Source organism: Streptomyces sp. DSM 116793, from assembly GCF_057320905.1.
Genome location: NZ_CM170494.1, coordinates 6,749,636 through 6,775,509, shown reverse-complemented (window position 1 = coordinate 6,775,509; position 25,874 = coordinate 6,749,636). Strand labels below are relative to the sequence as shown.

Below are 25,874 nucleotides of genomic sequence, written 5' to 3'. Positions count from 1 at the left end.
CGAGCGGGGCTTACCCACGGTGCGCGCCCTCGGGCCGGGGTAGGGACCGCGTTACCACCCCGAGTACGGCACCCATCGGAAAGAAGCCCAACTGGCGTGAGTCCACGCTGGCGGCGGTGTTGTCGCCGAGGAGCACCACGCGGCCCGGCGGCACCCGCCCCTCATGGCCCTCCGCGAGCGGCGGGACGGACCCGGGCGGCACCGGCTCCCCCGGCACCGCTGCCACCCTCTTCACGATCAGCGGACTGTGCCGGTCCTCCCGCCAGACCGCCGGCGACCGGGGCCGCAGCGCAACCACGACCTGTCCCCGGCGCACCGTGCGCGTACGGCGCACCAGCAACCGGTCCCCGTGGTGGTGCGTGGGGGTCATGCTCGTCCCGCGCACGGTGACGACGAGCAGGCGGCGGACGGCGGTCGCCCCGCAGGCCGCGAGGGCCAGGGCCAGCGCCACCACCGGCACCGGGACGTCCCGTCCGCCGGTCACGGTGACATCTCCGTCAGCGCTGCCCCCTCGGACGGCCCGGCGGCGTCGGGCAGGTAGCCCGTGGCCTGGAGGGCGAAGAGCCGGGCGTACTCGCCACCGACCGCCAGCAGCCGGGCGTGGTCGCCGCGCTCGACGATGCGCCCGCCGGAGAGGACGACGATGACGTCGGCGTTGCGGAGCGAGCCCATCCGGTGGGAGATCAGGACGCTGGTTTGGCCCCGGCGGTGGTGCGCGATCGAGGCATGGATCTCGTACTCGGCCTCGGCGTCCAGTCGCGCCGAGGGTTCGTCGAGGATCATCAGGTCCCGTGTGCCCCGCAGAAAGGCCCGCGCCAAGGCGAGACGCTGGCTCTGGCCGCCGGACAGCAGCACGCCCGACTCGGGGTCGTCCTTGTCTTCTTCCATGAAGAACGTTCTGGTGAGGGGCGTCTGATAGCCCTTCGGCAGTCTTTCAAGGTTGTCGTGCGCCCCGGCTCGCCGCGCGGCCGACACGATCTGCTCCTCGTCGTCGAGCGCGCCCAGGTCGCCCAGCGCGATGTTCTCGGCCGCCGTCAGGTCGTACTGCACGAAGTCCTGAAAGACCGCGGTGATCCGGTCGCGCAGCTCCGCCGGATCGACCTCGCGCAGGTCGACGCCGTCCCACAAGATGGCGCCCCGGGTCGGATCGTAGAAGCGGCAGAGGAGTTTGACCAGCGTTGTCTTGCCCGACCCGTTGAGACCGACCAAGGCCGTCGAACTGCCATGGGGAATGGTCAGGTTGACGCCCCTGAGGACCCACGGGTGCCGCTCCGAGTACCTGAACCACACGTCACGTAGCTCGATGCCCCGGCGCAGGGCGGGCAACGGCCGGGGGGCCGGCGCGATCACCAGGTCCGGCGGGGCATCGATGACGTACCGGTAGTGGCCGAAGATCAGCAGCGACTCGCCGGCCCGGGCCGCCTCGTGCGCCAGCGCGGCGAACGCGGACTGCGTACCGGCGATGGCGGCGACGAGGAGCGTGACGTCACCCGCCGACAGCCCACCCCGGTACGTCTCGCGCACCGCCCACAGCAGACTCCCGCCCGTCATCAGCGCCGCGAGCAGCCCGAGGCCCGACTGCACGGCGACCTCCCGACGGTCCACGGCCCGGCGGGCCGCGTCGGCCGTCCGCCGCTCGGCCAGCATCCGGTCTCGTAGGAAGCCGCCAATGGCGAACAGGCGCACCTCCTTGGCCGCCGCGGCATCCGCCAGGAGACCGGCGTAGAACCACTCCCGTCGCTCCGTCGCCCCCAGTCGCCAGGCCACGCCCGCCCGCCGACGGGAAAGGGCGACCTCCGCGCAGAGCGTCGGCACCCCGGCGGCGGCCACCAGCATCGTCAGTACCGGGTTCAGCATCAACAGGGAACCGAGGAAGCCGCTGATCGTGATCGAGGATCGGGCCAGGCCGAATGCCGCGTTCATCACCTGCGCGGGGACGCGGCCGCCGCCCCGCCGGGCCAGTTGCAGCCGGTCGAGGAAGTCCGGGTCCTCGAAGCGGCTCAGACCGGGGAAGCCCGCCGCCCTCGTGAAGAGCCGGGCGTCGGCCCGCAGTGCGGTACGCCGGTCCACCTCCACGGACAGGTAGCGGCACACATGCGGCAGCAGGGCGGCGACGGCGCCGACGAGCGTGAGACCGAGCGCCGGGACGAGCAGCGCGCTCATCCCCGTGTCCGATCCCAGGTTGTCCAGCACCGACTTGGTCATCCATGCTGCGGCGACCGTGAGCAGGCCGGCCGCCAGAGTCAGCACGCCGTACAGTACGCACGCGACCGGAGCGGCCCCGGCCACCAGGGTGGCGGCCAGCAACAGCCCGCCTCGGCGGGCGGGCGCGGACGCAATCATCGCGGGGACGCCTCCCGCGCCAGGTCCACCATTTGACCGGTGACGACTGTACGGTCCCCGTCCGCTTGGATGCGCAGCATCGTGGGAAACGCGTCCACGCGCAGGGCGGCGCACACCGGCCCGCCCTTCGGCTCCACGACGACCCGGGCCACCGGGCTCAGCTCCCGGACGAAAGGCTCGCACTCCTCTGGTTCGCCGACCACGACGGCGAGCGTCCGGTCCCGGCCACCGGGATCGGCGGCCGCGTACGCGACGAGTTCGGGCAGCTTCGTGCGGCACGGCGCGCAGTTCGGGGAGAGGCAGGCGATCAGTGACTCGTCCGGCAGCGAGGACGGGCTGACCATTGTGCCGTCCTCCGCCACGGCGGTGAAGGCCGGCAGTTCCTCTCCGGGGCGCAGTGATGTCATCCCCTTGCCCAGCGACCCCGTAGGCCCGGCCGATCCGTACTCGCGCAGCTTCTTGATCACTCCGATGGTGAGCAGCAGGTTCAGTACGCACAGGATGCCGATCAGCACCACTGCCGAGGTCAGAGCAGCCATCCAGTACCTCTCAGTCACTCAGTCACGGAAGGGGCGACGGGCCGGAACAGACTCATCAGGTCCTCCAGCACGGTGACCAGGCCGCCGGCAACCGCGCCCGCGCACCACGCCACAGCGACCACTCCGGGGTTCGATCCACCGGCCGGGCTGACCGCCACCACCGCCGCGCCCACCCCGGCGACGGACGCCAGCAGCCCGTTCCGTACGAGATGCGTCCGGCCCAGCGGAGCGGCCGATCGGCCGAAACACCGGCAGCGCACGGTCGTCCCCCTGCCCACCGACCGGGCGATGACCACGGTGAACACCGCGAGGAGCACCGTGGCCGCCAGCAGACCCGTCAGTGTCATCGGGGTGTACGGCAGGACCAGTGTGAGGCAGACGGCGCCTTCCACCGCGACAACGGCGAGGGCCACGGCCCGCACGGCCGACCCGGACGCCACGGCAAGCGGCCGCAGCGAGTCGGCGAAGGCGGAGAACGCCCCGGCCCTGCCGGCCTTGCCGACCACGGCGATGAGGAACACGGCGGTCAGCAGCCCGCGCACGCCGTAAGCGAAGTAGTTCATTGCAGCCTCTCCCGGGGTCCGGGCCGTCGGTGGGAGCCCCGTCTTGCAAAGGAGGGAGGGCACACCGAGCGGTACGCCCTCCCCGGTCACCGGTGCTCCGCCGTCAGCAGGGGTTGATCGACGGCTCGCCGACCCAACGGCAGTTCCTGCCGTTGTCGTCACAGCAGTAGTCCTGGTAGTAGCCCTCCGCGTTGCAACGCACGATGCACTGTTGGGCGTCCGCGTCGACGGCGGGGAGGAATCGTTCCAGCAGGGAGGTGCCGAGGTTTCCGAGCCTGTTGAGCATGACCAGTCCTCATTTCGACAGCCCCTCGTGTCCCGTAGGGAGACGCCCGGTGGGGAGGCGAGGGGTCCGGACCCGACCCGGTGAGCGGGCGGGATGAACGGTGACGAGTCTGGGGCGGGGTGAGCTCCGGTTCAACGCTGGACGGCGTTCCGCACACGTTCCGAACGCGTTCCGAACGCCGGGGCCTGGCGGGAGCGGCCGTTCGGAACGTGTCCGCGGTGTTCGCGCCGGGCTTCGCAGCGGCGGTCTGGCGGTGGTGCTCGGCGTCGTAGTGCAGATGGCAAGTTATGGCGAATATCCGGCAACGATGGCTTCGCCTCACGCAGTCGGCCTCGGGCCCAGCCCAGCTGAAGCAGGGCGTGTATTCGTGGCACGTGGAGATCTACAGATGCGCAGGGGGCCCGCCCGGAGCCGCTGCTACCCAAGAGCAAGAAGCCGGGACGCCCGCCGACATGGACGAGCGGCAGCAGATCGACGGCATACGGTGGCGGACCCGAACCGGGACGCCGTGGCGGGATGTCCCGGAGCGGCACGGGGCCTGGGGCGGCGTATACGACCTGTTCCGCCGCTGGCAGCGCAACGGAAGCTGGCACTGGATCTTCACCGGGCGGCAGACCCAGGCGGAGGCGGAGAAACTGATCACCTGGGACATCAACGTCGACTCCACCGTCTGCCGGGCCCACCGGCACGCCGCCGGCGCGCGGAAAAGGGGGACCTCCAGAAGGAGCCGCTCGGCGGCATCGCCACCGAGCCGGACGACCACGGCCTCGGACGCTCACGCGGCGGCCGGCCGCCGAAGTTCGCCCCGGTCGACTACCGCGAGCGCCACGCGGTCGAATGCGGCATCAACCACCTCAAAAGGCACCGTGCCGTAGCCGCGAGATACGACAAGCTGGCCGTGCGCTCCCACAGCCACGCCGGCCATCGAAAATAACCGGGGTCCACAGGTCTCCTGCCATGGCCGACTGCTACCAGCACCTACCCATCGACCGCTGCCGATCTTGCGCACCAGGCTTGCCTGCCCCGGATACCGAGCCGCTCCAAGATCCATTTTCGATACACGCCCCAGTACGCAGGGGAATGCACCGGCCGGGCGTGGCCGGGAAGCGAAGCGTGCCCTGGGAACAGGCCCTAGAACACCGACTCCGCCTCGTCCATCCGATCCGTGGGAACGGTCTTGAGCTCGGTGACCGCCTCCGCGAGCGGCACCATCACGATGTCCGTGCCGCGCAGCGCGGTCATGCGGCCGTGGTCACCGCGGTGCGCGGCCTCCACCGCGTGCCAGCCGAAGCGGGTCGCGAGCACCCTGTCGTAGGCCGTGGGGGTGCCGCCGCGCTGGACGTGGCCGAGGATGACGGGCTTGGCCTCCTTGCCGAGGCGGCGGCCCAGCTCGAAGGCGAGGGCGGTGCCGATGCCCTGGAAGCGCTCGTGGCCGTACTGGTCGATCTCGCCCTTCTTGTAGTCCATCGAGCCCTCGATGGGGTGGGCGCCCTCGGCGACGCAGATGACGGCGAACTTCTTGCCGCGGTCGAACCGCTCCTCCACCATCTTGACCAGGTGCGCCGGGTCGAAGGGCCGCTCGGGCAGACAGATGCCGTGCGCGCCGCCCGCCATGCCGGACTCCAGGGCGATCCAGCCCGCGTGCCGGCCCATGACCTCGACGACCATCACGCGCTGGTGGGACTCGGCGGTGGTCTTCAGCCGGTCCATCGCCTCCGTGGCCACGCCGACCGCGGTGTCGAAGCCGAAGGTGCGGTCGGTGGACGAGATGTCGTTGTCGATGGTCTTGGGGACGCCGACGACGGGCAGGCCGGCGTCGGAGAGCATCCGCGCGGCGGTCAGGGTCCCCTCGCCGCCGATCGGGATCAGAACGTCGAAGCCGATCTCGGTGGCCATCTGGCGGGCGTTCTCACAGGCCGCGCGGAACCGGTCGCGGGCGAGGCGGGAGGAGCCGAGGACGGTGCCGCCCCGGGAGAGGATGCCGCTGACCGCGTCCAGGTCGAGCGTACGGTAGCGGCTCTCCAGCAGCCCCGCGTAGCCGTCCTCGAAGCCGATCACCTCGTCGCCGTAGTGCGTCACGGCGCGGTGCACGACCGACCGGATCACGGCGTTCAGGCCAGGGCAGTCGCCGCCTGCGGTGAGAACTCCGATACGCATCGTGCTGTGTCTCCTGCTCCCCTGCTGTCATCCGTGTGCCGATCCGATTGTTTCACGCCCGGCAGGTGACTCCCGCCGGATCCGCCCGATATCGGCCGCCGACGCATTGCCGCGGGCCTTCTACCGATCCGGCACGGTATTGTCAAGAGGGCCTTTGCTCACAGCGGCCCGCTCGCCGCGCGGCCACGCCGTCCTTCCGTGAACTCTGTCCCCCGAGGACGACGCGGGCGGGTCCGGCCGGTGACATCTCCGCGAACCGGGATCGTCACCGGGGTACCCGGGAGCACAGTGCCGAAGACCACAAGAAACGGAGAGCATGCGTGACGCGCAGCGTGTACGTGACCGGAATCGAACGCGGCGACGGCCGCCAGGTCGTCGAGCTGGGAGTCATGGAGCTGCTGACCCGCCGGGTGGACCGGGTGGGGGTCTTCCGGCCGCTGCTGCACGAGGCCCCCGACCGCCTCTTCGACCTGCTCCGGGGCCGGTACCGGCTGGCGCAGGACCCGGCCACCGCGTTCGGCATGGACTACCGGGAGGCGTCCGCCGTCCAGGCCGAGCTGGGCACCGACGAGCTGGTCTCCCGGCTCGTCGACCGCTTCCACGGCGTGGCCCGCGACTACGAGGCCGTCCTCGTGCTCGGCACCGACTTCGCGGACACCCAGCTCCCCGACGAGCTGGCCCTGAACGCCCGGCTCGCCAACGAGTTCGGCGCGCCGGTGCTGACCGTGGTCGGCGGCCGGGGCCAGAGCGACGGGTCCGTGGCGGCGGAGGCGCGCAACGCCTACCGGGCCTACCAGAGCCTGGGCTGCGAGATCGCCGCGCTGTTCGTGAACCGGGTCGCCCCGGCGGACCGGGACGCGGTCGCCGCGGAGCTGGCCGAGCGGCTGCCGGTGCCGTGCCATGTGTTCCCCGACGAGCCGGCGCTCGCCGCGCCCACGGTCGCGCAGATCACGCGGGCGCTGGACGGCACCGTGCTGCTCGGCGACGAGGCGGGCCTCGCACGGGACGCCATGGACTTCGTGATCGGCGGCGCGATGCTGCCGAACCTGCTGGCCGCGCTGACGCCCGGCTGCCTGGTCGTGACCCCGGGCGACCGGGCCGACCTGGTGGTGGGGGCGCTCGCGGCGCACAGCGCGAGCACGCCGCCCATCGCCGGTGTGCTGCTCACCCTCGGCGAGCGGCCCGGCAAGGAGATCCTGGCCCTGGCCGCGCGGCTCGCGCCCGGCACACCCGTGATATCGGTGGCCGGCAACACCTTCCCCACCGCCACCCGGTTGTTCACGCTTGAGGGGAAGCTGAGCGCGGCCACGCCCCGCAAGGCGGAGACGGCCCTCGGGCTCTTCGAGCGCCACACCGACGGGGACGGGCTGCTGGGCCGGATCTCGGCGCCGCGCAGCACCCGGGTCACCCCGATGATGTTCGAGCACCAGCTGCTGGAGCAGGCGCGCGCCGTCCGGCGCCGGGTGGTGCTGCCGGAGGGCACCGAGGAGCGGATCCTGCGCGCGGCGGAGGTGCTGCTGCGCCGCGGGGTGTGCGACCTGACGCTGCTCGGTCCCGTGGAGCAGATCCGCAAGAAGGCGGCCGACCTCGGGATCGACCTCGCGGACGCGCAGCTCGTCGACCCGGCCGCCTCCGGGCTGCGCGACGCCTTCGCCGAGCGGTACGCGCGGCTGCGCGCCCACAAGGGAGTCAGCAGGGAGCTGGCGCTCGACGTGGTGGCGGACGTGAACTACTTCGGCACCCTGATGGTCGAGCAGGGCCTGGCGGACGGCATGGTCTCCGGGTCCGTGCACTCCACCGCGGCGACCATCCGCCCCGCGTTCGAGATCATCAAGACCCGCGCGGACGCCTCGATCGTCTCGTCGGTGTTCTTCATGTGCCTGGCGGACACCGTGCTCGTCTACGGCGACTGCGCGGTGAACCCGGACCCGGACGCCGAGCAGCTCGCCGACATCGCCATACAGTCGGCCGCCACCGCCGAGCGGTTCGGGGTGGAGCCGCGGATCGCGATGCTGTCGTACTCCACCGGCACCTCGGGCTCCGGCGCGGACGTCGACAAGGTGCGGGCGGCCACCGAGCTGGTGCGGGCGCGCCGGCCCGACCTGAGCACGGAGGGGCCGATCCAGTACGACGCGGCGGTGGAACCGGCGGTGGCGGCGACGAAGCTGCCGCTGTCCGAGGTCGCGGGCCGCGCCACGGTACTGATCTTCCCGGACCTCAACACCGGCAACAACACCTACAAGGCCGTCCAGCGCTCCGCGGGCGCGGTCGCCGTCGGGCCGGTCCTCCAGGGGCTGCGCAAGCCGGTCAACGACCTGTCCCGGGGCGCCCTGGTCGGCGACATCGTCAACACCGTGGCCATCACGGCGATCCAGGCGCAGCAGCCCGGGTGAGCGGCGCAGGGGGCGTGCCGGGCCGAGCGGCCGCCGGGGCCGCCGGGGGCACGCCCGGCTCCCGGGGCGCCGCAGGCGCCGCGGAGCCCGCCGCACCCGTTGGTGGGAGCCTCCGAGCGCCCCCTCCACCCCGCCGGAGCGCCCCCGCTCCGGCCGGTCCGCCCGCCCCGCCGCAGCGCATCCACCCGTCCTCCCCCTCCCCGACCGTCCCTCCCCGACCGTCCCTCCCCGACCATCCGTCCCCGACCCAGAAGGCGCACCTCCGTGAACGCATCGCCCCCGGCCGACGGCGACAGGCCAGGCCATGTCCTCGTGCTCAACTCCGGTTCGTCCTCGCTGAAGTACCAGCTGATCGACATGGCCGGCCGGGAGCGGCTGGCCACCGGTCTGATCGAGCGGATCGGGGAGAGTACGGGGCGTGTGGCGCACACCCCGCAGGCGGCGGGCGGGGAGCGCCGCGAGCGCACCGAGCGGATCGACGACCACCGGGCGGCGCTGCGGGCCGCCGGCGAGGAGCTGTCCCGGGACGGCCTCGGACTCGACTCGCCGCGGCTGGCGGCCATCGGACACCGGGTGGTGCACGGCGGGCGGTCCTTCACGCAGCCGGCGGTCGTGGACGAGACCGTGCTCGCCGAGATCGAGCGCCTGGTGCCGCTCGCGCCGCTGCACAACCCGGCGAACCTCCAGGGCATCCGCACCGCCATGGAGCTCCGCCCCGACCTGCCGCAGGTCGCCGTCTTCGACACCGCCTTCCACACCACCATCCCGCAGGCGGCGGCGCGCTACGCGATCGACGTGGCGACCGCCGACGCCCACCGCGTGCGCCGCTACGGCTTCCACGGCACCTCCCACGCGTACGTCTCGCGGGCCACCGCCGCGCTGCTGGGCAAGGCTCCCGAGGACGTCGACGTGATCGTGCTGCACCTCGGCAACGGCGCCTCCGCGACGGCCGTGCGCGGCGGGCGCAGCGTCGAGACGTCCATGGGGCTGACCCCCTTGGAGGGCCTGGTCATGGGTACGCGGTCGGGAGACATCGACCCCGCGGTCATCTTCCATCTGATGCGGGTCGGCAAAATGTCCGCGGACGAGGTCGACGAATTGCTGAACAAGAAGAGCGGCCTGCTCGGGCTCTGCGGCGACAACGACATGCGGGAGATACAGCGCCGCAGGGCGGCCGGCGACGAGAGCGCCCGGCTCGCCTTCGACATCTATGTGCACCGGCTGCGGAAATACGTCGGCGCCTATTTCGCGGTGCTCGGCCGGCTGGACGCGGTGGCGTTCACGGCGGGCGTCGGGGAGAACTCGGCCGAGGTGCGCCAGGCCGTCGTGGCGGGCCTGGAAGGGCTGGGCCTCGCCGTGGACCCGGAGCGGAACGCGGCGCGGGGCGGGGAGGCACGGCTGATCTCGCCGCCCGGATCGCGGGTCGCCGTGGCGGTGGTGCCCACCGACGAGGAAATGGAGATCGCGAACCAGACATACGCACTGGTAAAGCCCTGAAAACCCCCCGGAAAGTCTCCGCCATGGCCCGACACCTGAGCAAGGCGCCGCACATGTGTCACTTCTGCCCGTTGGCGGACTCCGGATAATTCCGCCCTGAAACAAACCGATAGGATCCGTTCCATGCGCCGTTCCAAAATCGTCTGCACACTTGGCCCCGCCGTCGACTCGTATGAGCAGCTCAAATCGCTCATCGACGCCGGAATGAACGTGGCCCGCTTCAATTTCAGCCATGGCTCCCACACCGAGCACGAGGAGCGGTACCACCGCGTCCGCCGGGCGGCGGAGGACACCGGACGCGCCGTGGGCGTCCTCGCCGACCTGCAGGGCCCCAAGATCCGTCTGGAGACCTTCACCGAGGGTCCGGTGGAGCTCGTGCGGGGTGACGAGTTCACCATCACCACCGAGGATGTGCAGGGCGACAAGTCGATCTGCGGCACCACCTACAAGGGCCTGCCCGGCGACGTCGCCATCGGCGACCCGATCCTGATCAACGACGGCAATGTCGAGCTGCGGGTCGTGGAGGTCACCGGGCCCCGGGTCAAGACGATCGTCGTCGAGGGCGGCGTGATCTCCGACCACAAGGGCATCAACCTCCCGGGCGCCGCCGTCAACGTGCCGGCGCTCTCCGACAAGGACGTGGAGGACCTGCGCTTCGCGCTCCGCATGGGCTGCGACATGGTCGCGCTGTCCTTCGTCCGGGACGCCAACGACATCAAGGACGTGCACGCGGTCATGGACGAGGTCGGCCGCCGCGTCCCCGTCATCGCCAAGGTGGAGAAGCCGCAGGCGGTGGCCAACATGGCGGACGTGGTGATGGCGTTCGACGGCGTGATGGTGGCCCGCGGCGACCTGGCGGTGGAGTATCCGCTGGAGAAGGTGCCGATGGTGCAGAAGCGGCTCATCGAGCTGTGCCGGCGCAACGCCAAGCCGGTGATCGTGGCGACCCAGATGATGGAGTCGATGATCACCAACTCGCGTCCGACGCGCGCCGAGGCCTCGGACGTCGCGAACGCGATCCTGGACGGCGCGGACGCGGTCATGCTGTCGGCGGAGTCCTCGGTGGGGGCGTACCCGATCGAGACGGTCAAGACCATGTCGAAGATCGTGACCGCCGCGGAGCGGGAGCTGCTGTCCAAGGGCCTCCAGCCCCTGGTGACCACGAAGAAGCCGCGCACGCAGGGCGGCGCGGTGGCCCGTGCGGCGTGCGAGATCGCGGACTTCCTGGGCGGAAAGGGGCTGGTCGCCTTCACCAAGTCCGGCGACACCGCCCGCCGGCTCTCCCGGTACCGGGCCGTGCAGCCGATCCTGGCGTTCACGACGGACGCGGCGACGCGGAACCAGCTGGCGCTGACGTGGGGGGTCGAGGCGTTCGTGGTGCCGCACGTGGACAACACGGACGCGATGGTCGAGCTCGTCGACGCGGAGCTGGTGAAGCTGGGCCGCTTCGACAACGGCGATGTCGTCGTCATGACCGCGGGCTCCCCGCCCGGGGTGCCCGGCACGACCAACATGGTGCGCGTCCACCACCTCGGCACGGCCTGAGCGGCCGGCTCCCGGGCGGCCTCCGGCCGCCCCGGCCCACCTCAGGGGCGCGGGGAACGGCGCGCGCAACCCACCACCGGCCGGTGGCCCGGCAGCGACAGAAACAGCCCCCTTCGGACGGTGACGACCCGACGCTTCTCGTCGTGGCTGGTCGCGCAGTTCCCCGCGCCCCTGGAGTGTGCGCCGCACACAACGGCTGAACGGCGGTGGCCCGCACCCCCGCGAGGGGGTACGGGCCACAACATGCGGCTCCCGGACGGTTCCGGTGGACCGGGCAACGGGTCACCCTGTGAGGTACTGGTGGAGGCCGGGAACCGTGAGGTTCCCGCCGAACTGGCCGGCCTGGACGATCTTCACATTGGTGAAGTAGGCGACCGGAATGTTGAGCGGCGGCGGGTGCTCCGGGTCGAAGACGATCGGAATGACGCCGAACAGGTTGCCCGACAGACTCTCCGTGTACATCGTGACCCGGCCCCCACGGATCGTGGACGTCGAGCCGGGCGCGGCCTGGACGTGGTACGTCTTGCCGTCCTGACCCGCCACGGTCTGGTGCAGATCGCCGATGTCGATGCCGTCGTCCGCCGTGAACTTCAGCGCCTGCTTGGTCTGGCCGTTGGGCATCGTGAGGTTCACGACGCCCTTGTAGTCGAGGCCGTTCAGCGTCAGCGAGCTGGCCTGCAGGTTCCACGGCTGGTTGGGGATCGGCACCGGCGGCGTCTCGTCCTTGCCGGACGACTTCTTCTCCACCACGCACGGGTACGCCTTGCCGTCCGCGTCCTGCGCCGTCGGATCACCGGCGGACGGCGACGGCGAGACCGCCTTGTCCGCGGTGTCCTTGACGCCGTCCGTGACGTGCTCGGCGGTGTCCCCGACCTTGCCGACGGTGTCCTTCGCGGTGCCGGTGACCTTGTCCACCAGCGAACCGGATTCCTTGCCGCTCTGGTCGGCGGACGGCGTCGGAGTCGGCGTCGACGGGGCCGACGACTTCTCCTGCCCACCGCTCAGCACACCCCCGAGGGCGTCACCGAGGTCGCCCAGCAGCCCGCCCGAGCTCTTGCCGGAGGACGACGAGGCGGACGGGGCGGGTGTGGACGTGCCGCCGGCGGAGGGCGCGTGGCTCGCCGATCCGGAGGGCGTCGCGGAGGCGGACGGGGAGGGGCTGGCCGAGGCGTCGCCCTTGCCGTCCTTGTCCGCACCGGACGCGTCGGACGCGTCGGACGCGCCGGGCTTCGGCTGGTCGGCCTTGTCCGTGCTCTTGTCGTCCGGCTTCTGGGTGTCGTCGTCCGGGGTCTCGTCCGGCTGGCTGACGCAGGGTCCGTCCGAGAACGGGTTCTTCGGCAGCCCCTTGGCCGCGGCGAACGTCGGAGTCAGGCCCATGCCCATGAGGACGGCGGTCGGCATCGCCGCGAGGGCGAAGGCCTTGCCCGCCGGCATCTGGAGCCTGGTGAACAGCGGCTTCCTGGGCGCGGCATGGCGCCCGGGCGCGGCATGGCGGCCGCCGGCTCTTTCCCGGGTCCCACCCGCTGAATCGTCGTGGTGGACCTCGTCAGCCCGCACGGTGCCTCCCGTTCGTGCCCTTGGATCGGCTGTTTCCAAACAGGTCCTCCGCCTCGCCGTTCACCATATAGGTTGCGCCTGCGACGGCCGGCGGCGGGACGGGGCTCTCGTCGGCCGCCGGGGGGCCGTCGGAGGTCGAGCTTTCCTTCGCGTCCTGGTTGACCGCCCTGCCGGGCGCCCAGGAGATGCCGAGTGCGCCGCCGACGAGGGCGAGCAGGAAGCCGATGAAGAAACCGCCGAAGTTGGAGACGACCAGCGACACCAGGCTCAACAGGATCGCTGCGACACCGGCGAACACCCGCGAGTGCTTCTGGTACCACATCGTCAGACCGAGCACCACGAGCAGCACCCCGATGATCAGGGAGCCGGCACCCGCGGTGGTGGCCATCCGGATCGTCATCGTGCCGAGCGTGAAGTTCGCATACGGGATGTACATGATCGGGATGCCGCCCAGCAGCGTCAGCAGACCACCCCAGAATGGGCGCTGACCGCGCCACCCTCGGAACGATCGGCGCATCCGGCCGAGCCGTGCGCCCAACCCTGCCTGCGCTTCGGCGCTCATGTCGTACAGCTCCTCGGGAATGGCGTTGGTTCTGTGATCATGCGGTTCGGGAGTACGGGGGCACGGGGACGGACGGGAGGTGACCCGCGCCCCCGCGCCCGGCCGTTCAGCCCCAGTGTCTCAGCGGCAATGCGCTCAGTAGCACTCGTGCTTGCCCTTCTGGACCTTCATACCGAGGCCCGAGAGCTTGAAGGTTCCCGCCGTGGTCGCCCAGGCCTGCTGCTTCACATCGGTGAAGGTGGCGGACTCGGCCTGCTGGGCGAAGCTGTCGGGAAGGTACTTGTCGCCCTTCGACGGACCCGGGCCCTTGGTGGTGCTGTCCACCGAGGTACCGATGTCGATCTTGTTGAAGGTCGCGTTGGTGTGCAGGTCGTCGGCGTCGATGTAGAGCTTGTTGGCCTTGACCCGCTCACCACCGGGCGCACCTGCCGTGAGCTTCATCGACACGTCGCCGAAGACCGGCACCGGGACGACCACGGACTGGCAGAGGTTGGTGATCTCCGCGTCGTCGAAGCCGACCACGGCAACCGGGTGGTCACCCGACTTGCCGCTGTCGACGGCGCCGTACTGCACGAACCCAGTACCGTCAAGACGGTCGGCAGTCACCTTGAACTGCTGACCGGACACGCTGAACGATGCCGCAAGCGCACCCTGCGAAAGGGCCACGCCTATCGCGGCGGTCGCCGCGACGCTCGGCACCATGACCACGGCGAACCGCTTCCATCTGGTTCCGCCACGAGCCACGGACTCCATGACTTTCCTCCTTCTCGGACGTACATCTCCGGCCCTGACTGCTCCTCGTCGGGTTCAGCCGGGCAGGGATGGGAGAAGTGCTACGTCCTCGGGAAGGAGAGCGCCCGCTTCGGAGGCACTGCATGCGCCCAAAAACCGGCGATCACCCCCGAGCGACAACCACTTTGGCTGCGCCTTCACGCATATACGCAACCTTCCGGACAGGCCCTGCCGCACATCGGGCAAGGACCCCCCTGTCCAAGGCCGGCGCCAGCGGCACCCGCCCCGCCCGGTGGGGACCCAGACCCCTCGCACACGACTGGCCGTCGGGCTGGGGGGAATGGACCGAGCGTCGCCGATCGTGGTGCATTCTCGGCGCCCGCACAAGGGGGTTCGTTACTGAGCAGTAACGGCCGGATAACTGAATCACGACGGCCCGAGATCAACTGATCACATGGAGTGTGGCATGGCGTGACGTCGGATCGCCCAGGAAGGAACGTATCCGGACAGATTCTCAAACGGTTCTTACTGGGAGTAACAGCGGCCGCTTTCCCCAAGTTTTGGCAAAGTGCGGCCGCCGCATCGCTCCCTCAAAGAACCTTCACCCGGGCATCACAAGGCCCGGTGTTTAGCGACTGGTCAGAAGAGCGCTCGTGCAAGTTCCCTGCGGGCGGTGGCCACCCGGGGGTCGTCGGCGCCGACCACGTCGAAGAGCTCCAGCAGCCGGAGCCGGGCGGCGTTGCGGTCCTCGCCCGCGGTACGCCTCACCGTGTCGACAAGTCGCCCAAAGGCATCCTCGACATGACCACCCACCAGGTCCAGGTCGGCGGCGGCGATCTGCGCGGCGACGTCGTCCGGCTTCCCGGCGGCCTCCGTGCGCACCTGCTGAGGGTCGGCACCCTGCACGCGCTGCAGCAACTCCGCCTGGGCGAGGCCGAGCTTGGCCTCCGTGTTGGCCGGGTCCTCCGCAAGGACGTTCTTGTACGCCTGGGCCGCGCCGCCCAGGTCGCCGGCGTCCAGCGCCGCGACGGCGGCCTCCAGCAGGGCGTCGTACGGGCCCGCGGGGGCGGCGGGGGCGGCGCCGGCCTCCGGCTCCTCGGCGTCCTGATCGACGGTCAGGCCGGTGAGGCCGAAGCGCTGCTCCGCGACCTGCACCAGCTGGTCGAGGGTCTGGCGGATCTGGGCCTCGGGGGCGGCCCCCTGGAAGAGCGGCAGTGCCTGGCCCGCGACCACCGCGAAGACCGCCGGGATGCCCTGGATCCCGAACTGCTGCATCAGCATCTGGTTGGCGTCGACGTCGATCTTGGCGAGCACGAAGCGGCCGTTGTACTCCCGGGCGAGGCGCTCCAGGACCGGGCTGAGCTGCTTGCAGGGCTGGCACCACTCGGCCCAGAAGTCGAGGACGACGGGGACCTCGGCGGAGCGCTGGAGCACCGCGCTCTCGAACCCCGCCTCGTCGACGTCGATCACCAGGCTCGCGGGCGAGACCGCTCCGCCGCCGCCCTGCCGCGCGGCCTCCGCCCGCGCCTGCTCCGCCTTCGCCCTGGCCTCCTGGGCCGCCTTCACCGCGCCGAGGTCGACGACCCCGCTCATGGACATGTTCCGTGGCTGCATGAGTACATCCTCCCCCTTCCTCGGGCCGCAGTGAAAAGCATGGCGAAAAGCGTGGTGCGCGCCGCGCCACCGGCCGTGCGGCCCGCCGCGCGCGGCGACGGAATCCCGGCCGGGCGCGGCCTCCGGCGGGCTTGCCGGACCCTAGTGGGCCTCCTCGTCCGGCGGCGATGGCGGTGCCGGACGCGGTGGCCGTCGCGCCCGGCGCACGACTGCTTTCGCTACGCGTCGTAGCGTAACTGGCCTGCCCGGATTCCGGTGCACCGAGCCCCGTACCGCGCTGTGATCCTGCTCACCGGGACGCCTCGGAGGCGGCTCGGCTACCCGCCGGTATGGTCCCTTGCATGTCCCCCCACAGCCCTGCCCGTACCCGCCCCCGCACCGGGCGTCCGCGCAGTGCCGCCGCGGACGCCGCCATACTCGACGCGACCCGCGCCGCCCTGGTCGACCTGGGCTGGTCCAAGCTGACGCTGGGCGACGTCGCGACGCGCGCGGGGGTCGCCAAGACCACGCTCTACCGGCGCTGGGCCGGGAAGAACGAGCTGGTCGTGGACGCGGTGGCGGCGCTCTTCGACGAGCTGGAGCTGCCCGACCGGGGCAGTCTGGCGGCGGACATCGAGGGCGTGGTCCGGCAGTTCGCCGCACTGCTCGACCGGCCGGAGACGAAGACGGCACTGATGGCGGTGGTCGCCGAGTCCACCAGGGACGAGCCGCTGCGGACCCGGATACGGGACTCGATCGTGGCCCGCCAGAAGCGGCTCGTCCTGCTCGGGCGGGCACGGGCCGAGGAGCGGGGGGAGTTGCCCCGGGCCACCTGCGCCCGGGACGCCGCACGCAGTGCGGATCTCATCTTCGATGTGGTGGCGGGGGCGGTGGTGCACCGGATGCTGGTCAGCAACCAGGCCGTGGACAGCGAGTGGGTCCACGGCCTGGTCGCCCTCCTCACCGGCGGCCTGGCAGCCGCGGTGTCCCCGTTGCCGGGGGGCTAGCCCCCGAGTGGTCACCCCGGGCGTCCCGCCCCCCGGAAGGGGCGCGGGGAACTGCGCGCCCGGCCCCGACGAGACCATCAGGTCGCCACCGCCCCGAAGGGGCGGTCTCTGCCGCCTCCGGGGGGCCTCCCACGCCTTCAAGGCAGTACGGGACGGCCGGGAGCGGGTTGCGCGCGCAGTCCCCCGGCCCCTGGGCAGGTCGGGGCGCACCCGGCCGGGAGGTGGGGAGCTCAGAACCCGGGCGGCTCCGTGTAGACGCCCCACTCGTCGCGGAGGGCGTCACAGATCTCGCCGAGCGTCGCCTCGGCGCGCACCGCCGCGAGCATCGGCTCGATCATGTTCGACCCGTCCCGTGCGGCAGCGACCATGCCGTCCAGGGCCTCCCGCACGCGCGCGTCGTCACGCGCGCGGCGCCGCTCCCCCAGCTCCCGCACCTGCTCACGCTCCACCTCGTGGCTGACCCGCAGGATCTCCAGGTCACCGGTGACCGAGGCGGTGTGCACATTGACGCCCACGACACGCTTCTCGCCCTTCTCCAGCGCCCGCTGGTAGCGGAACGAGGACTCGGCGATCTCCCCGGTGAACCAGCCGTCCTCGATGCCGCGCAGGATCCCGGAGGTCATCGGGCCGATGGGGTGCCGCCCGTCGGGGTGGGCCAGCTCGCCGCGCTCCCTGATCCGGTCGAAGATCTTCTCGGCGTCGGCCTCGATGCGGTCGGTGAGCTGCTCGACGTACCAGGAGCCGCCGAGCGGGTCGGCGACGTTCCCCACGCCGGTCTCCTCCATCAGCACCTGCTGCGTGCGCAGCGCGATCTCCGCGGCCTGCTCGCTGGGCAGCGCGAGGGTCTCGTCGAGGGCGTTGGTGTGCAGGGAGTTCGTGCCGCCCAGCACCGCGGCGAGGGCCTCCACGGCGGTGCGCACGACGTTGTTGTACGGCTGCTGGGCGGTGAGGGACACACCGGCGGTCTGGGTGTGGAAGCGCAGCCACTGCGCACGGTCCGTGGTCGCCCCGTACACGTCCCTCATCCAGCGGGCCCAGATGCGGCGGGCCGCACGGAACTTCGCGATCTCCTCGAAGAAGTCGACGTGCGCGTCGAAGAAGAAGGACAGGCCGGGCGCGAAGCGGTCCACGTCCAGGCCGCGGGAGAGGCCGAGCTCGACGTAGCCGAAGCCGTCCGCCAGCGTGTACGCGAGCTCCTGGGCGGCCGTGGAGCCCGCCTCGCGGATGTGGTAGCCGGAGACCGAGAGGGGCTTGTACGCGGGGATGCCCTCGGCGCAGTACTCCATCAGGTCGCCGATGAGGCGCAGATGCGGCTCGGGGGTGAAGAGCCACTCCTTCTGTGCGATGTACTCCTTGAAGATGTCCGTCTGCAGCGTGCCGTTCAGCACGGCGGGGTCGACGCCCTGGCGCTCGGCCGCGACCAGGTACATGCAGAAGATGGGCACCGCGGGGCCGCTGATCGTCATCGAGGTGGTGACGTCGCCGAGCGGGATGTCCTGGAAGAGCAGCTCCATGTCGGCGGCGGAGTCGATCGCGACACCGCAGTGGCCCACCTCGCCGAGCGAACGGGGGTCGTCGGAGTCCCGGCCCATCAGGGTCGGCATGTCGAAGGCCACGCTCAGGCCGCCCCCGCCGGCCTTGAGGATCATCTTGTACCGCTCGTTGGTCTGCCGGGCGTTGCCGAACCCGGCGAACTGGCGGATCGTCCAGGCGCGGCCCCGGTAGCCGGTCGGGTACAGGCCTCGGGTGAAGGGGTACTCCCCCGGCCAGCCGATCCGCTCGAAGCCTTCGTAGGTGTCGCCGGGCCGCGGCCCGTAGACCGGCTCCACGGGGTCCCCGGAGAGCGTGGTGAAATCCGCGCCGCGGGTGTGGGCGGCGTCGTACCGGGCCTGCCAGCGTCGGCGGCCCTCCTCGATCGCATCAGCGTGCATACCGTGGAATTTTACTAGGACGTCCTAGTAACTGTCGACGCGTACCGGCACGAACTGTGGACGCCGACCCGGGCAGGGGCGCGGGGATGGAGGTGCCTCCCACGGCCTTCAGGCAGTGGGGGACGCCCGGTGGGGCAGCCTCCGCCGCACCGGACCACCGGCGGACGGGTGGCCGATCGGACCCCGCGGGGGCGCCCCCCCGGGAGGGGTGACCGTCAGGCCTTGACGGGCTCCGCGGCGTCCGCCGCGATCTTCGGCTCCAGCTCACGCGTGACCCGCCGCTCGACGAAGAACGCCGCCGTCGGAATCGTGCCCGCGAGCAGCACCCACAGCAGCCTGGGGAGCGGCATCCGAGCCTTGGAACCCAGGTCGAAGGCGAAGATCAGGTACACGACGTACAGCCAGCCGTGCGCGATACCGACGGCGGTCACGAAACCCGCGGCGCCGTCCATCTGCAGCCCGTACTTGGCGATACAGCCAAGGGTCAGCAGCACCAGGAGCACACCGGTGACGTAGGCCATGACGCGGTAGCGCGTCAGCACGCTTTTCCTCATGACAGGAGAGTAACCGCCCGATTTGCGCGCTCTGCGGGCACCCCCGGCCCCCGGGGCGGTGCCCCGCCCCGCGGGATCCCGGCAGTCGCCGGGCCCGCTCCGGCGACCGTCGCCTCAGACGTCCTCGAAGTCGTTCGCCGCCACCCGCAACGGCCGGAGCATCGCGAAGATCTCCCCGCACTCCTCCGCGTCGTACACCCCGAGGCCGAAGTCCATCGCCATCAGGTCCCGGGTGGCCGACTCGACCACCTCGCGGCCCTTGTCGGTGATGGAGGCCAGGGTGCCCCGGCCGTCGTTGGGGTTGGGGCGCTTGGCCACCAGGCCGGACCTGACCAGGCGGTCGACGGTGTTGGTCACCGAGGTGGGGTGCACCATCAGCCGTTCACCGATCTTGGACATGGGCAGCTCGCCCTCCTTGGAGAAGGTCAGCAGCACCAGCGCCTCGTACCGGGCGAAGGTCAGCCCGTAGGGCCTGACGACGGCGTCGACCTCCGCGAGCAGGATCTGCTGCGCGCGCATGATCGACGTGATGGCGGCCATGGAGGGCACGGATCCCCAGCGCTGCTTCCACAGTTCGTCGGCGCGGGCGATCGGGTCGAACGCAAGACTGAGCGGCTTTGGCACGCTTCCGACCTTACCGGTCCGGGTTTTCCGACCGACCGGATGCTGGGAACTCCGTCTCACCCCTCGGGTGGACCGGGCTCCGCGCCACCGCGCCACCGCGCCGCCGGCCGCCGGGCGAGCGGTGCGGCGTAGCTCCAGGGCCGGCAGGACGCCGCAGACGGTGCCCAGGGCGCCGCCGCGGCCACCACCGTCCGCACGGCGACGAGCTCGGCCTCGCTGACGACCACGCCGAGCAGGGAGCAGGCGTGGGCGACGAAGACGGTGCGGAATTCGCGTACCGCGAAGGGGGCACGGTAGCCGGCGGGGCCCCGCCGTGGGGGCGCGCGGCCGGTCGCCGGCCGCGGGCCCGTGCGGGTCGTTCGCGCGGTTCCCCGCGCCCCCACCGGGGAGGGGCCCCATCCCGAAGGGGCGCGGGGAACCGCGCGCGCAACCCACCGGTGGCCCGGACGCCAGCAACAGCCCCCTCGGGACGGTGCCGACCCGACGCGAACGGGGCCGGGGGCGGTGCCCCGGATGGGGGCGGGGCTGTGTTGTAACACGGGCAAATGGGGCATGTGTGCCAGGATGAGCGCACCCCCTGATGATCCGGGGCCCGGTCGCAGAGCCGACGACAGCTGTGCCCGGCGTGCCGTCGTCACCCCCTGAGGGAGCAGGATGTCCCGGCTGATCCGTACCTTCGCGGCCCTGACGCTGCTCGGCGGGCTCGGGGCCGCGGCGGGCTGCTCGTCAGGAAGCGCCGCCGAGACCACGACGGTGGGCGGCGCGGTGCACGACTCGGTGGCGCCCTTCTGGGTGGACCCGGCGAGCCCGGCCGCCTGGCAGGCCGACGACTGGCAGCGGCACGGCCGGGAGGCGGACGCGCGGCTGCTGCAGCGGATCGCCCGGCAGCCCACGGCCATCTGGCCGGCCGGGGACGACCCCGGCCCGATGATGCGCGCGGCCACGGAGGGCGCGGCCAAGGAGGACAGGACCGCGCTGTTCGTCGCGTACAACATCCCGCACCGGGACTGCGGCCAGCACTCGGCGGGCGGCGCCCGCGACGCCGCGGCCTACCGGCAGTGGATCGAGCGGTTCGCGGCGGCCCTCGGCGACGCCCGGGCATGGGTGATCCTCGAACCGGACGCGGTCGCCCACGCGGTGGACGGCTGTACGCCCCACGAGTACCAGGCCGAGCGGTACGCACTGCTCTCCCAGGCGATCGACCGGCTGGGGCGGCAGCCGCACACGCGCGTGTACCTGGACGCGGGCAACCCCGCCTGGATCAACGACCCGCGCCGCCTCGTGGAGCCGCTGGGCCGCGCCGGTATCGCCCGCGCGGACGGCTTCTCGCTGAACGTCTCCAACTTCCAGACCACCGACTCGGCCAAGGCGTACGGCCACCGTCTCTCCGCCGCCCTCAAGGGGACGCAGGCGCGGGGGCGGAGCGGCGGCAAGCACTTCGTGATCGACACAAGCCGCAACGGCAACGGGCCGCTGGACGGCGACCACAGCACGGCCTGGTGCAATCCGCCGGGCCGCGCGCTCGGCACCCCGCCCAGCCTGAACACCGGCGACCCGCTGGTCGACGCCTACCTGTGGATCAAGCGGCCGGGCGAGTCGGACGGCCGGTGCCGGGGCGGCCCCGCGGCCGGCACCTGGTGGCCGCAGTACGCCCTGGGCCTGGCCCGTGCCTCGCAGGGCTGAGGGGGCCGCCCCGGTACGCGCCGGTGGGGCCCCGGCGTGCACCGGGGCCCCACGGGCGTCAGTTCCGTCCCGGCGCGCCACCGCCGACCGTCTCCGGCGGGGCCGTGACCCGGCTGCCCGAGACGAGCGGCCGGACGGGCTCCGCGTCGGCCACCGGCACCGGGCGACGGGCCGGACGGCGCACCCGGGCCGCCAGGGCCGTGCACAGCCAGACCCCCGGCGGTGCGAGGCAGACGGCCAGGGCCAGGCAGGCCCAGGTGCGCATGGCCACATGGGTGTGGTGCAGCACCACGGAGGCGGCGAGGGACGATGTGAGCACCGCCCCCCAGGAGAGATGGATACGGAAGGTCATCAGCCGGTCGGCGCCGCCCGTGCCGCCCTTGGGGGTGACGACGAACCGGCTGGGCCTGCGCAGCACCGCGCTCCACAGCGACCTGGCGTAGATGGGCGCCGACAGCGCGGACATCACCATGCCCGCGAGCCCGCCGGAGCCCGCCGGCTCGTGCGGCGAGACGTTGTGCCGCCGGTTCCACAGGTACAGGCCGATCTGCAGCGCCGCCGCGTCGCTGTAGAGCATCAGCCACACGGAGGCCGCGACCTGCGTCCCGGACGCCCCGAACCACAGGAACAGCACGCAGCTCAGGATGCCGAGCAGCCAGTTGACCGCGGTCATCGGGTAGTAGACGAGCATCAGCGTGTACGAGAAGCAGCGCCCGGGAGGCATGGTGAACGGCGCCTTCCAGTACTGCTTGAACAGCGTCTCGTACGTGCCGCGCGACCAGCGCATCTGCTGCGTGAAGAAGTCCGTCCAGGTGGCCGGGCCCTCGCCTATCGCCAGGACGTCGGGCGTGTAGACGGATCGCCAGTACCGCCCGGTGTACGGGTTCTTCCTGCGGTGCAGCTCGAAACCGGTGGCCATGTCCTCGGTGATCGAGTCGTACAGTCCTCCGATCTGGAGCAGGGCGGGGATGCGGACGACGTTGTTGGTGCCGACGAACATGGGTGCGCGGTAGCGGTTGCCGGCCCGCTGGATCAGGGCGTGGAAGAGGAACTGCTGCGACTCGGCGGCCTTGGTGACGGCCGAGTCGTAGTTGCCGTAGACCTGCGGTCCGACGACGAAGGCCACGTCCGGGTCGCGGAAGTAGCCCATCATCCGCTCCAGGAAGTTCGGCAGCGGTACGTGGTCGGTGTCGACGGAGGCGAAGTAGTCGTAGTCGCGGCCGTGCAGGGCGAGCCAGGCGTTGTAGTTGCCGTGCTTGGTGCCCGCCTTGTGGGGACCGCTGCGCTGGTTCCACTCCGGCACCCCCTTGCGGCTGAAGTGCCGCACACCCAGCTCCGCGCAGAGGTCCCTGGCCTCGTCGCTGTCTCCCTCGTCCAGCAGCCACACGTCGAGCGGCCCCGGGTGCCGCACGCGCACGGCGCCCTGGAGGGTGGCGCGGACCATGGAGATCGGTTCCTTGCCGGGCACGTAGGTGGTCAGGAAGGCCACCCGGGTGCCTTCCTCGGGGACGACCGGTATCGGGTCGCGGGCGACCAGGGTGGCATGGGCGATGGACAGGACGTTGACGAGCATGAACAGTTCGATAAGGCCGATGATGACCAGCATCGCCATGTCGAGGCCGGTCAGCCACCGGTCGGCGCCCTCTCGTCTGGTCCAGTGCGAGGGCCAGACGAGATAGACGAGGAGGACCCCCGTGAGCACGGGCGCCAGCGCCATCAGGGCGACGGCGCGGATGCGGTGGGGCTCCTGGGCGAGCAGGGAGCGGTACCGGACCCGGTAGGGGTCCTCGTCCGGCTCGGTGAGGGGTCCTGCGAGCGTGCTGTGGGTGTCGTAGTCGTAGCCCTCCGGCCGCACAGCGCCCTCCATTGTGTGGTGTCGAAAGAGCCGCTGTACCCACAGAAATGGACATAGAGGACACTGTCGACCCGGGAGGGGCCGTGCGGGCGGTTTTGATGGCGCGCGAGTGCATTTCCGCTCCCGCTCGGGGGTTCCCCGGCAACTTCGCCGCGCGGTTCCCCGCGCCCCTCATCGGGGGTTCGCGTCCTCTTCCGGCTGCCCTGCCGCGGTGCTTCTTCGCGCAGTTCCCCGCGCCCCTGGCTGGGGCGGTCAGCGTCTTCATTCCGGCTGCCCCGCCGCGGTACTTCTTCGCGCAGTTCCCCGCGCCCCTGGCTGGGGCGGGGCGCAGCCCCGCCTTGAAGGGGCGCGGGGAACTGCGCGACCAGCCACGACGAGACCGCAGGATCGCCACCGGGCCGCGGGGCCGGGCCCGATCAGGGGCGCGGGAACTGCGCGACGAGCCACGGCGGGACCGTCAGGTCGCCACCGGGACGAGGGGCTGGGTCTTACGAGGGGCGCGGGGAACTGCGCTGGTGGGTCACCCGCAAAAGGGGCGCTCACATCGCGAGGTGGCGTACCGATTCCACCTTCGAGGTGAGCCCATCGGCGACCCCCGGCCTGATGTCCGCCTTGAGGACGAGCGAAACCCGGGGCGCCCGCCGCTCCACCGCGGCGACCGCGCGTCGCACGACGTCCATCACCTCGTCCCACTCCTCTGGAACATGCGTATCTTGGAGCACATGACGAAACAACGGGCGGTCATCGCCATCTACCTCCGGCTGTCACGCGAGTCCGACGACAGCGCCAGCCTTGAAACCCAGAGGTCCTTCGCTCACCGCTGGTTACTCGCCCACGGGTACGACCCGGCGGACGCCATCGAGTACATCGACGCCGGTGCGTCCGGCGCGAAGCCCCTGGAAGCACGTAAAGGGATGGCCGCCCTGATGGCCGCCCGCCCCACCGTGGTCGTGGCGTGGAAGCTGGACCGGTTCGCCAGGTCCGTGTCCGAGTTCCTGTGGCTGGTCGCCTGGGCCGAAGCGCACGGCGCGTCGATTGCCACCACCGACAACGCCATCGACACCACGACTCCGACCGGGCGCATGGTGGCCACGGTCCTGGCCGCGCTTGCCGAGTGGGAGCGCAACGCGATCGCGTCCCGCATCACCGACGGGCACGCCACACGCCGGAGTCAAGGCCGTTGGTCCTCAGGCCGCCCCCCGTACGGCTACCGCGTCGAGCGTCGGAATGGCGCCGCTTACCTCGCCATCGACGACGACCAGGCCGCGAAGGTCCGCAAAGCCGTCGCGGCTCTCGTCAACGGCTCCACGGTTGCCGCCACGGCACGCATGACGGACCTGTCGGAGCCGCAATGGCGACGGCTCCTGAAGTCCCCCACACTGCGAGGCCAGCGCGCGCACAAGGGCGAACTGGTCTGCGAGGCGGACGGCATCACGCCCGTGAAGTTCGCCGAACCGATCCTGTCCGCCGCCGAGTTGCTCAAGGTCCGGGAGCGCATGCTGGCTCTGGCCACGGGCCAGGACCGTGCCCCGCGTCGCGCTACGCCCATGTGTTCCGGCATGGCGTTCTGCCACCGATGCGCGGGGAAGCTCAACGGCGGCACATCGGACAAGGGCGTCCCCCTGTACCGCTGCAAGGCGGGCCACGTCACCATCTACGCGGAGACGCTGGACGGCCGCGTGGCGGCGGAGTTCCTGGCGACCTTCGGCTCCTACGCAGAGACCGTCATCCGACTGGAGGGCGGCAACGACCTGTCCGCCGAACTACTCGAAGCGAAGGAACAGGCGGAGCGTCTGGCCGCACGCATGGCCACCGCCGGCCCGCTGATGTTGGGGACACTGGAGAGCTTGGCCCAAGACCTCGAAGACACGTACGCCCGTCTGAGGGCCGCGCATGACCCCGACGTCCGGGAAGTCCAGGTGGCCACCGGACGGACCATGGCGCAGGCTTGGGAGATGTACGACGTACCGGACCGGTCCCGCCTCCTGGCGGGCATGAGACTGCGGGTGACACTCCACCCGAAGCAACTGGCCGACCGCCTGACCATTGCCTGGGGACCGACGCCAGAGGAGGCGCCAGAAGCCGAATTGGACGGCCTCGCCTTGAGTGAAGCCCTATAGCCCTGCCCCGAGTACCACTCACGGCCCGCTGCCGGACCCTGATCCGGCGGTGGGGCCGTTCTCGTGTGTGCAAGCGGCAGCGAGGAGCGTGACGCCGAGTGACCGATGACCGACGAGGTTGGGGGTACCCCCTTCGACCGAAGATCACACCCCGCAAGCGTATAGCGACTCAGAGGTGCTACGGGTTCCAGGGTCGCCGGAATCACGGCCTACACCCCGCCGAGTGAGGCCAAAAAACTGCCTCTGCGTACTTCTTCCTCTGTGATTCCCCATAGGAAGTTGGTACGAGAGGCAGTTTTTTGGCCTCGATTCGGGGCGCGGCGCCTGCGAATG

Annotated in this window: 21 protein-coding genes and 1 pseudogene; 7 read left to right on the top strand and 15 right to left on the bottom strand. The window is 71.3% G+C overall.

Annotated elements, in window-relative coordinates:
* Positions 1-10: 10 nt before the first annotated feature.
* The 5 genes from ACSMXW_RS26695 to ACSMXW_RS26675 all read right to left on the bottom strand — a co-directional run bounded on the left by ACSMXW_RS26695 (position 11) and on the right by ACSMXW_RS26675 (position 3,731).
* A complete protein-coding gene (locus ACSMXW_RS26695; RefSeq protein ID WP_485799974.1) occupies positions 11-484 on the bottom strand; it encodes a S26 family signal peptidase in 474 nt (157 codons plus the stop codon).
* Positions 481-2,343, bottom strand: coding sequence for an ABC transporter ATP-binding protein (locus ACSMXW_RS26690; protein WP_485799972.1), 1,863 nt, complete (start codon positions 2,341-2,343; stop codon positions 481-483). Before ACSMXW_RS26690 ends, ACSMXW_RS26695 begins: the two co-directional genes overlap by 4 nt.
* Complete coding sequence (locus tag ACSMXW_RS26685; protein WP_485799970.1) at positions 2,340-2,882, bottom strand: TlpA family protein disulfide reductase; 543 nt, start codon at positions 2,880-2,882, stop codon at positions 2,340-2,342. The genes ACSMXW_RS26690 and ACSMXW_RS26685 overlap by 4 nt, the downstream gene beginning before the upstream one ends.
* Before the next feature lie 14 nt (positions 2,883-2,896).
* Positions 2,897-3,445 (bottom strand): MauE/DoxX family redox-associated membrane protein, encoded by a 549-nt coding sequence (locus ACSMXW_RS26680; RefSeq protein WP_485799969.1) that lies wholly within the window; start codon positions 3,443-3,445, stop codon positions 2,897-2,899.
* A gap of 103 nt (positions 3,446-3,548) precedes the next feature.
* A complete protein-coding gene (locus tag ACSMXW_RS26675) occupies positions 3,549-3,731 on the bottom strand; it encodes a hypothetical protein (protein ID WP_485799968.1) in 183 nt (60 codons plus the stop codon).
* Positions 3,732-4,018: 287 nt separating this feature from the next.
* Between ACSMXW_RS26675 and ACSMXW_RS26670 the strand changes: the two genes are divergently transcribed.
* Positions 4,019-4,606 (top strand): transposase, encoded by a 588-nt coding sequence (locus tag ACSMXW_RS26670; protein WP_485799967.1) that lies wholly within the window; start codon positions 4,019-4,021, stop codon positions 4,604-4,606.
* A 256-nt stretch (positions 4,607-4,862) separates the two neighbouring features.
* Here the strand turns inward: ACSMXW_RS26670 and ACSMXW_RS26665 are convergent, their stop codons facing one another.
* The gene (locus ACSMXW_RS26665; RefSeq protein ID WP_485799965.1) at positions 4,863-5,888 is read right to left on the bottom strand and encodes a 6-phosphofructokinase; all 1,026 of its coding nucleotides are present in this window, start codon (positions 5,886-5,888) and stop codon (positions 4,863-4,865) included.
* 320 nt (positions 5,889-6,208) lie between these two features.
* Between ACSMXW_RS26665 and pta the strand changes: the two genes are divergently transcribed.
* The 3 genes from pta (at position 6,209) to pyk (ending at position 11,323) form a co-directional block, all read left to right on the top strand.
* A complete protein-coding gene (pta, locus tag ACSMXW_RS26660) occupies positions 6,209-8,281 on the top strand; it encodes a phosphate acetyltransferase (protein WP_485799964.1) in 2,073 nt (690 codons plus the stop codon).
* 264 nt (positions 8,282-8,545) lie between these two features.
* Positions 8,546-9,778, top strand: a complete 1,233-nt coding sequence (locus tag ACSMXW_RS26655; RefSeq protein WP_485799962.1) for an acetate kinase — start codon at positions 8,546-8,548, stop codon at positions 9,776-9,778.
* Between the two features lie 123 nt (positions 9,779-9,901).
* Positions 9,902-11,323 carry a pyruvate kinase gene (gene pyk / locus ACSMXW_RS26650; protein WP_485799960.1) on the top strand — a complete coding sequence of 474 codons (1,422 nt, stop codon included), beginning with the start codon at positions 9,902-9,904 and terminating at the stop codon, positions 11,321-11,323.
* A 282-nt stretch (positions 11,324-11,605) separates the two neighbouring features.
* Here the strand turns inward: pyk and ACSMXW_RS26645 are convergent, their stop codons facing one another.
* From ACSMXW_RS26645 to ACSMXW_RS26630, 4 genes are all read right to left on the bottom strand, one after another.
* Positions 11,606-12,880 carry a hypothetical protein gene (locus ACSMXW_RS26645; RefSeq protein WP_485799958.1) on the bottom strand — a complete coding sequence of 425 codons (1,275 nt, stop codon included), beginning with the start codon at positions 12,878-12,880 and terminating at the stop codon, positions 11,606-11,608.
* The gene (locus ACSMXW_RS26640) at positions 12,870-13,442 is read right to left on the bottom strand and encodes a DUF6114 domain-containing protein (RefSeq protein ID WP_485799956.1); all 573 of its coding nucleotides are present in this window, start codon (positions 13,440-13,442) and stop codon (positions 12,870-12,872) included. The genes ACSMXW_RS26645 and ACSMXW_RS26640 overlap by 11 nt, the downstream gene beginning before the upstream one ends.
* A gap of 135 nt (positions 13,443-13,577) precedes the next feature.
* The gene (locus tag ACSMXW_RS26635) at positions 13,578-14,195 is read right to left on the bottom strand and encodes a DUF6230 family protein (protein WP_485799954.1); all 618 of its coding nucleotides are present in this window, start codon (positions 14,193-14,195) and stop codon (positions 13,578-13,580) included.
* A 618-nt stretch (positions 14,196-14,813) separates the two neighbouring features.
* Positions 14,814-15,788 (bottom strand): tetratricopeptide repeat protein, encoded by a 975-nt coding sequence (locus tag ACSMXW_RS26630; protein WP_485799952.1) that lies wholly within the window; start codon positions 15,786-15,788, stop codon positions 14,814-14,816.
* 341 nt (positions 15,789-16,129) lie between these two features.
* On the opposite strand from ACSMXW_RS26630, the gene ACSMXW_RS26625 reads away from it, so the two are divergent.
* Positions 16,130-16,774: a TetR/AcrR family transcriptional regulator gene (locus ACSMXW_RS26625; protein WP_485799950.1), complete on the top strand. Its 645-nt coding sequence runs from the start codon at positions 16,130-16,132 to the stop codon at positions 16,772-16,774.
* A gap of 230 nt (positions 16,775-17,004) precedes the next feature.
* Here ACSMXW_RS26625 and icmA read toward each other — a convergent pair whose 3' ends face one another.
* From icmA to ACSMXW_RS26610, 3 genes are all read right to left on the bottom strand, one after another.
* A complete protein-coding gene (icmA, locus tag ACSMXW_RS26620) occupies positions 17,005-18,705 on the bottom strand; it encodes a coenzyme B12-dependent isobutyryl-CoA mutase large subunit (RefSeq protein ID WP_485799948.1) in 1,701 nt (566 codons plus the stop codon).
* A gap of 215 nt (positions 18,706-18,920) precedes the next feature.
* Positions 18,921-19,259, bottom strand: a complete 339-nt coding sequence (locus tag ACSMXW_RS26615) for a DUF3817 domain-containing protein (RefSeq protein ID WP_485799946.1) — start codon at positions 19,257-19,259, stop codon at positions 18,921-18,923.
* 114 nt (positions 19,260-19,373) lie between these two features.
* The gene (locus tag ACSMXW_RS26610) at positions 19,374-19,883 is read right to left on the bottom strand and encodes a MarR family winged helix-turn-helix transcriptional regulator (RefSeq protein ID WP_485799944.1); all 510 of its coding nucleotides are present in this window, start codon (positions 19,881-19,883) and stop codon (positions 19,374-19,376) included.
* Positions 19,884-20,537: 654 nt separating this feature from the next.
* Here ACSMXW_RS26610 and ACSMXW_RS26605 point away from each other — a divergent pair.
* Positions 20,538-21,566: a glycoside hydrolase family 6 protein gene (locus ACSMXW_RS26605; protein ID WP_485799942.1), complete on the top strand. Its 1,029-nt coding sequence runs from the start codon at positions 20,538-20,540 to the stop codon at positions 21,564-21,566.
* Positions 21,567-21,624: 58 nt separating this feature from the next.
* Here the strand turns inward: ACSMXW_RS26605 and ACSMXW_RS26600 are convergent, their stop codons facing one another.
* Positions 21,625-23,433, bottom strand: a complete 1,809-nt coding sequence (locus tag ACSMXW_RS26600) for a glycosyltransferase family 2 protein (RefSeq protein ID WP_485799940.1) — start codon at positions 23,431-23,433, stop codon at positions 21,625-21,627.
* 527 nt (positions 23,434-23,960) lie between these two features.
* Positions 23,961-24,131: pseudogene (locus tag ACSMXW_RS26595) on the bottom strand (thiamine-binding protein); the annotation flags it as partial.
* Positions 24,132-24,143: 12 nt separating this feature from the next.
* Here ACSMXW_RS26595 and ACSMXW_RS26590 point away from each other — a divergent pair.
* Positions 24,144-25,541 carry a recombinase family protein gene (locus tag ACSMXW_RS26590; RefSeq protein ID WP_485799939.1) on the top strand — a complete coding sequence of 466 codons (1,398 nt, stop codon included), beginning with the start codon at positions 24,144-24,146 and terminating at the stop codon, positions 25,539-25,541.
* The last annotated feature ends 333 nt before the right edge of the window (positions 25,542-25,874 follow it).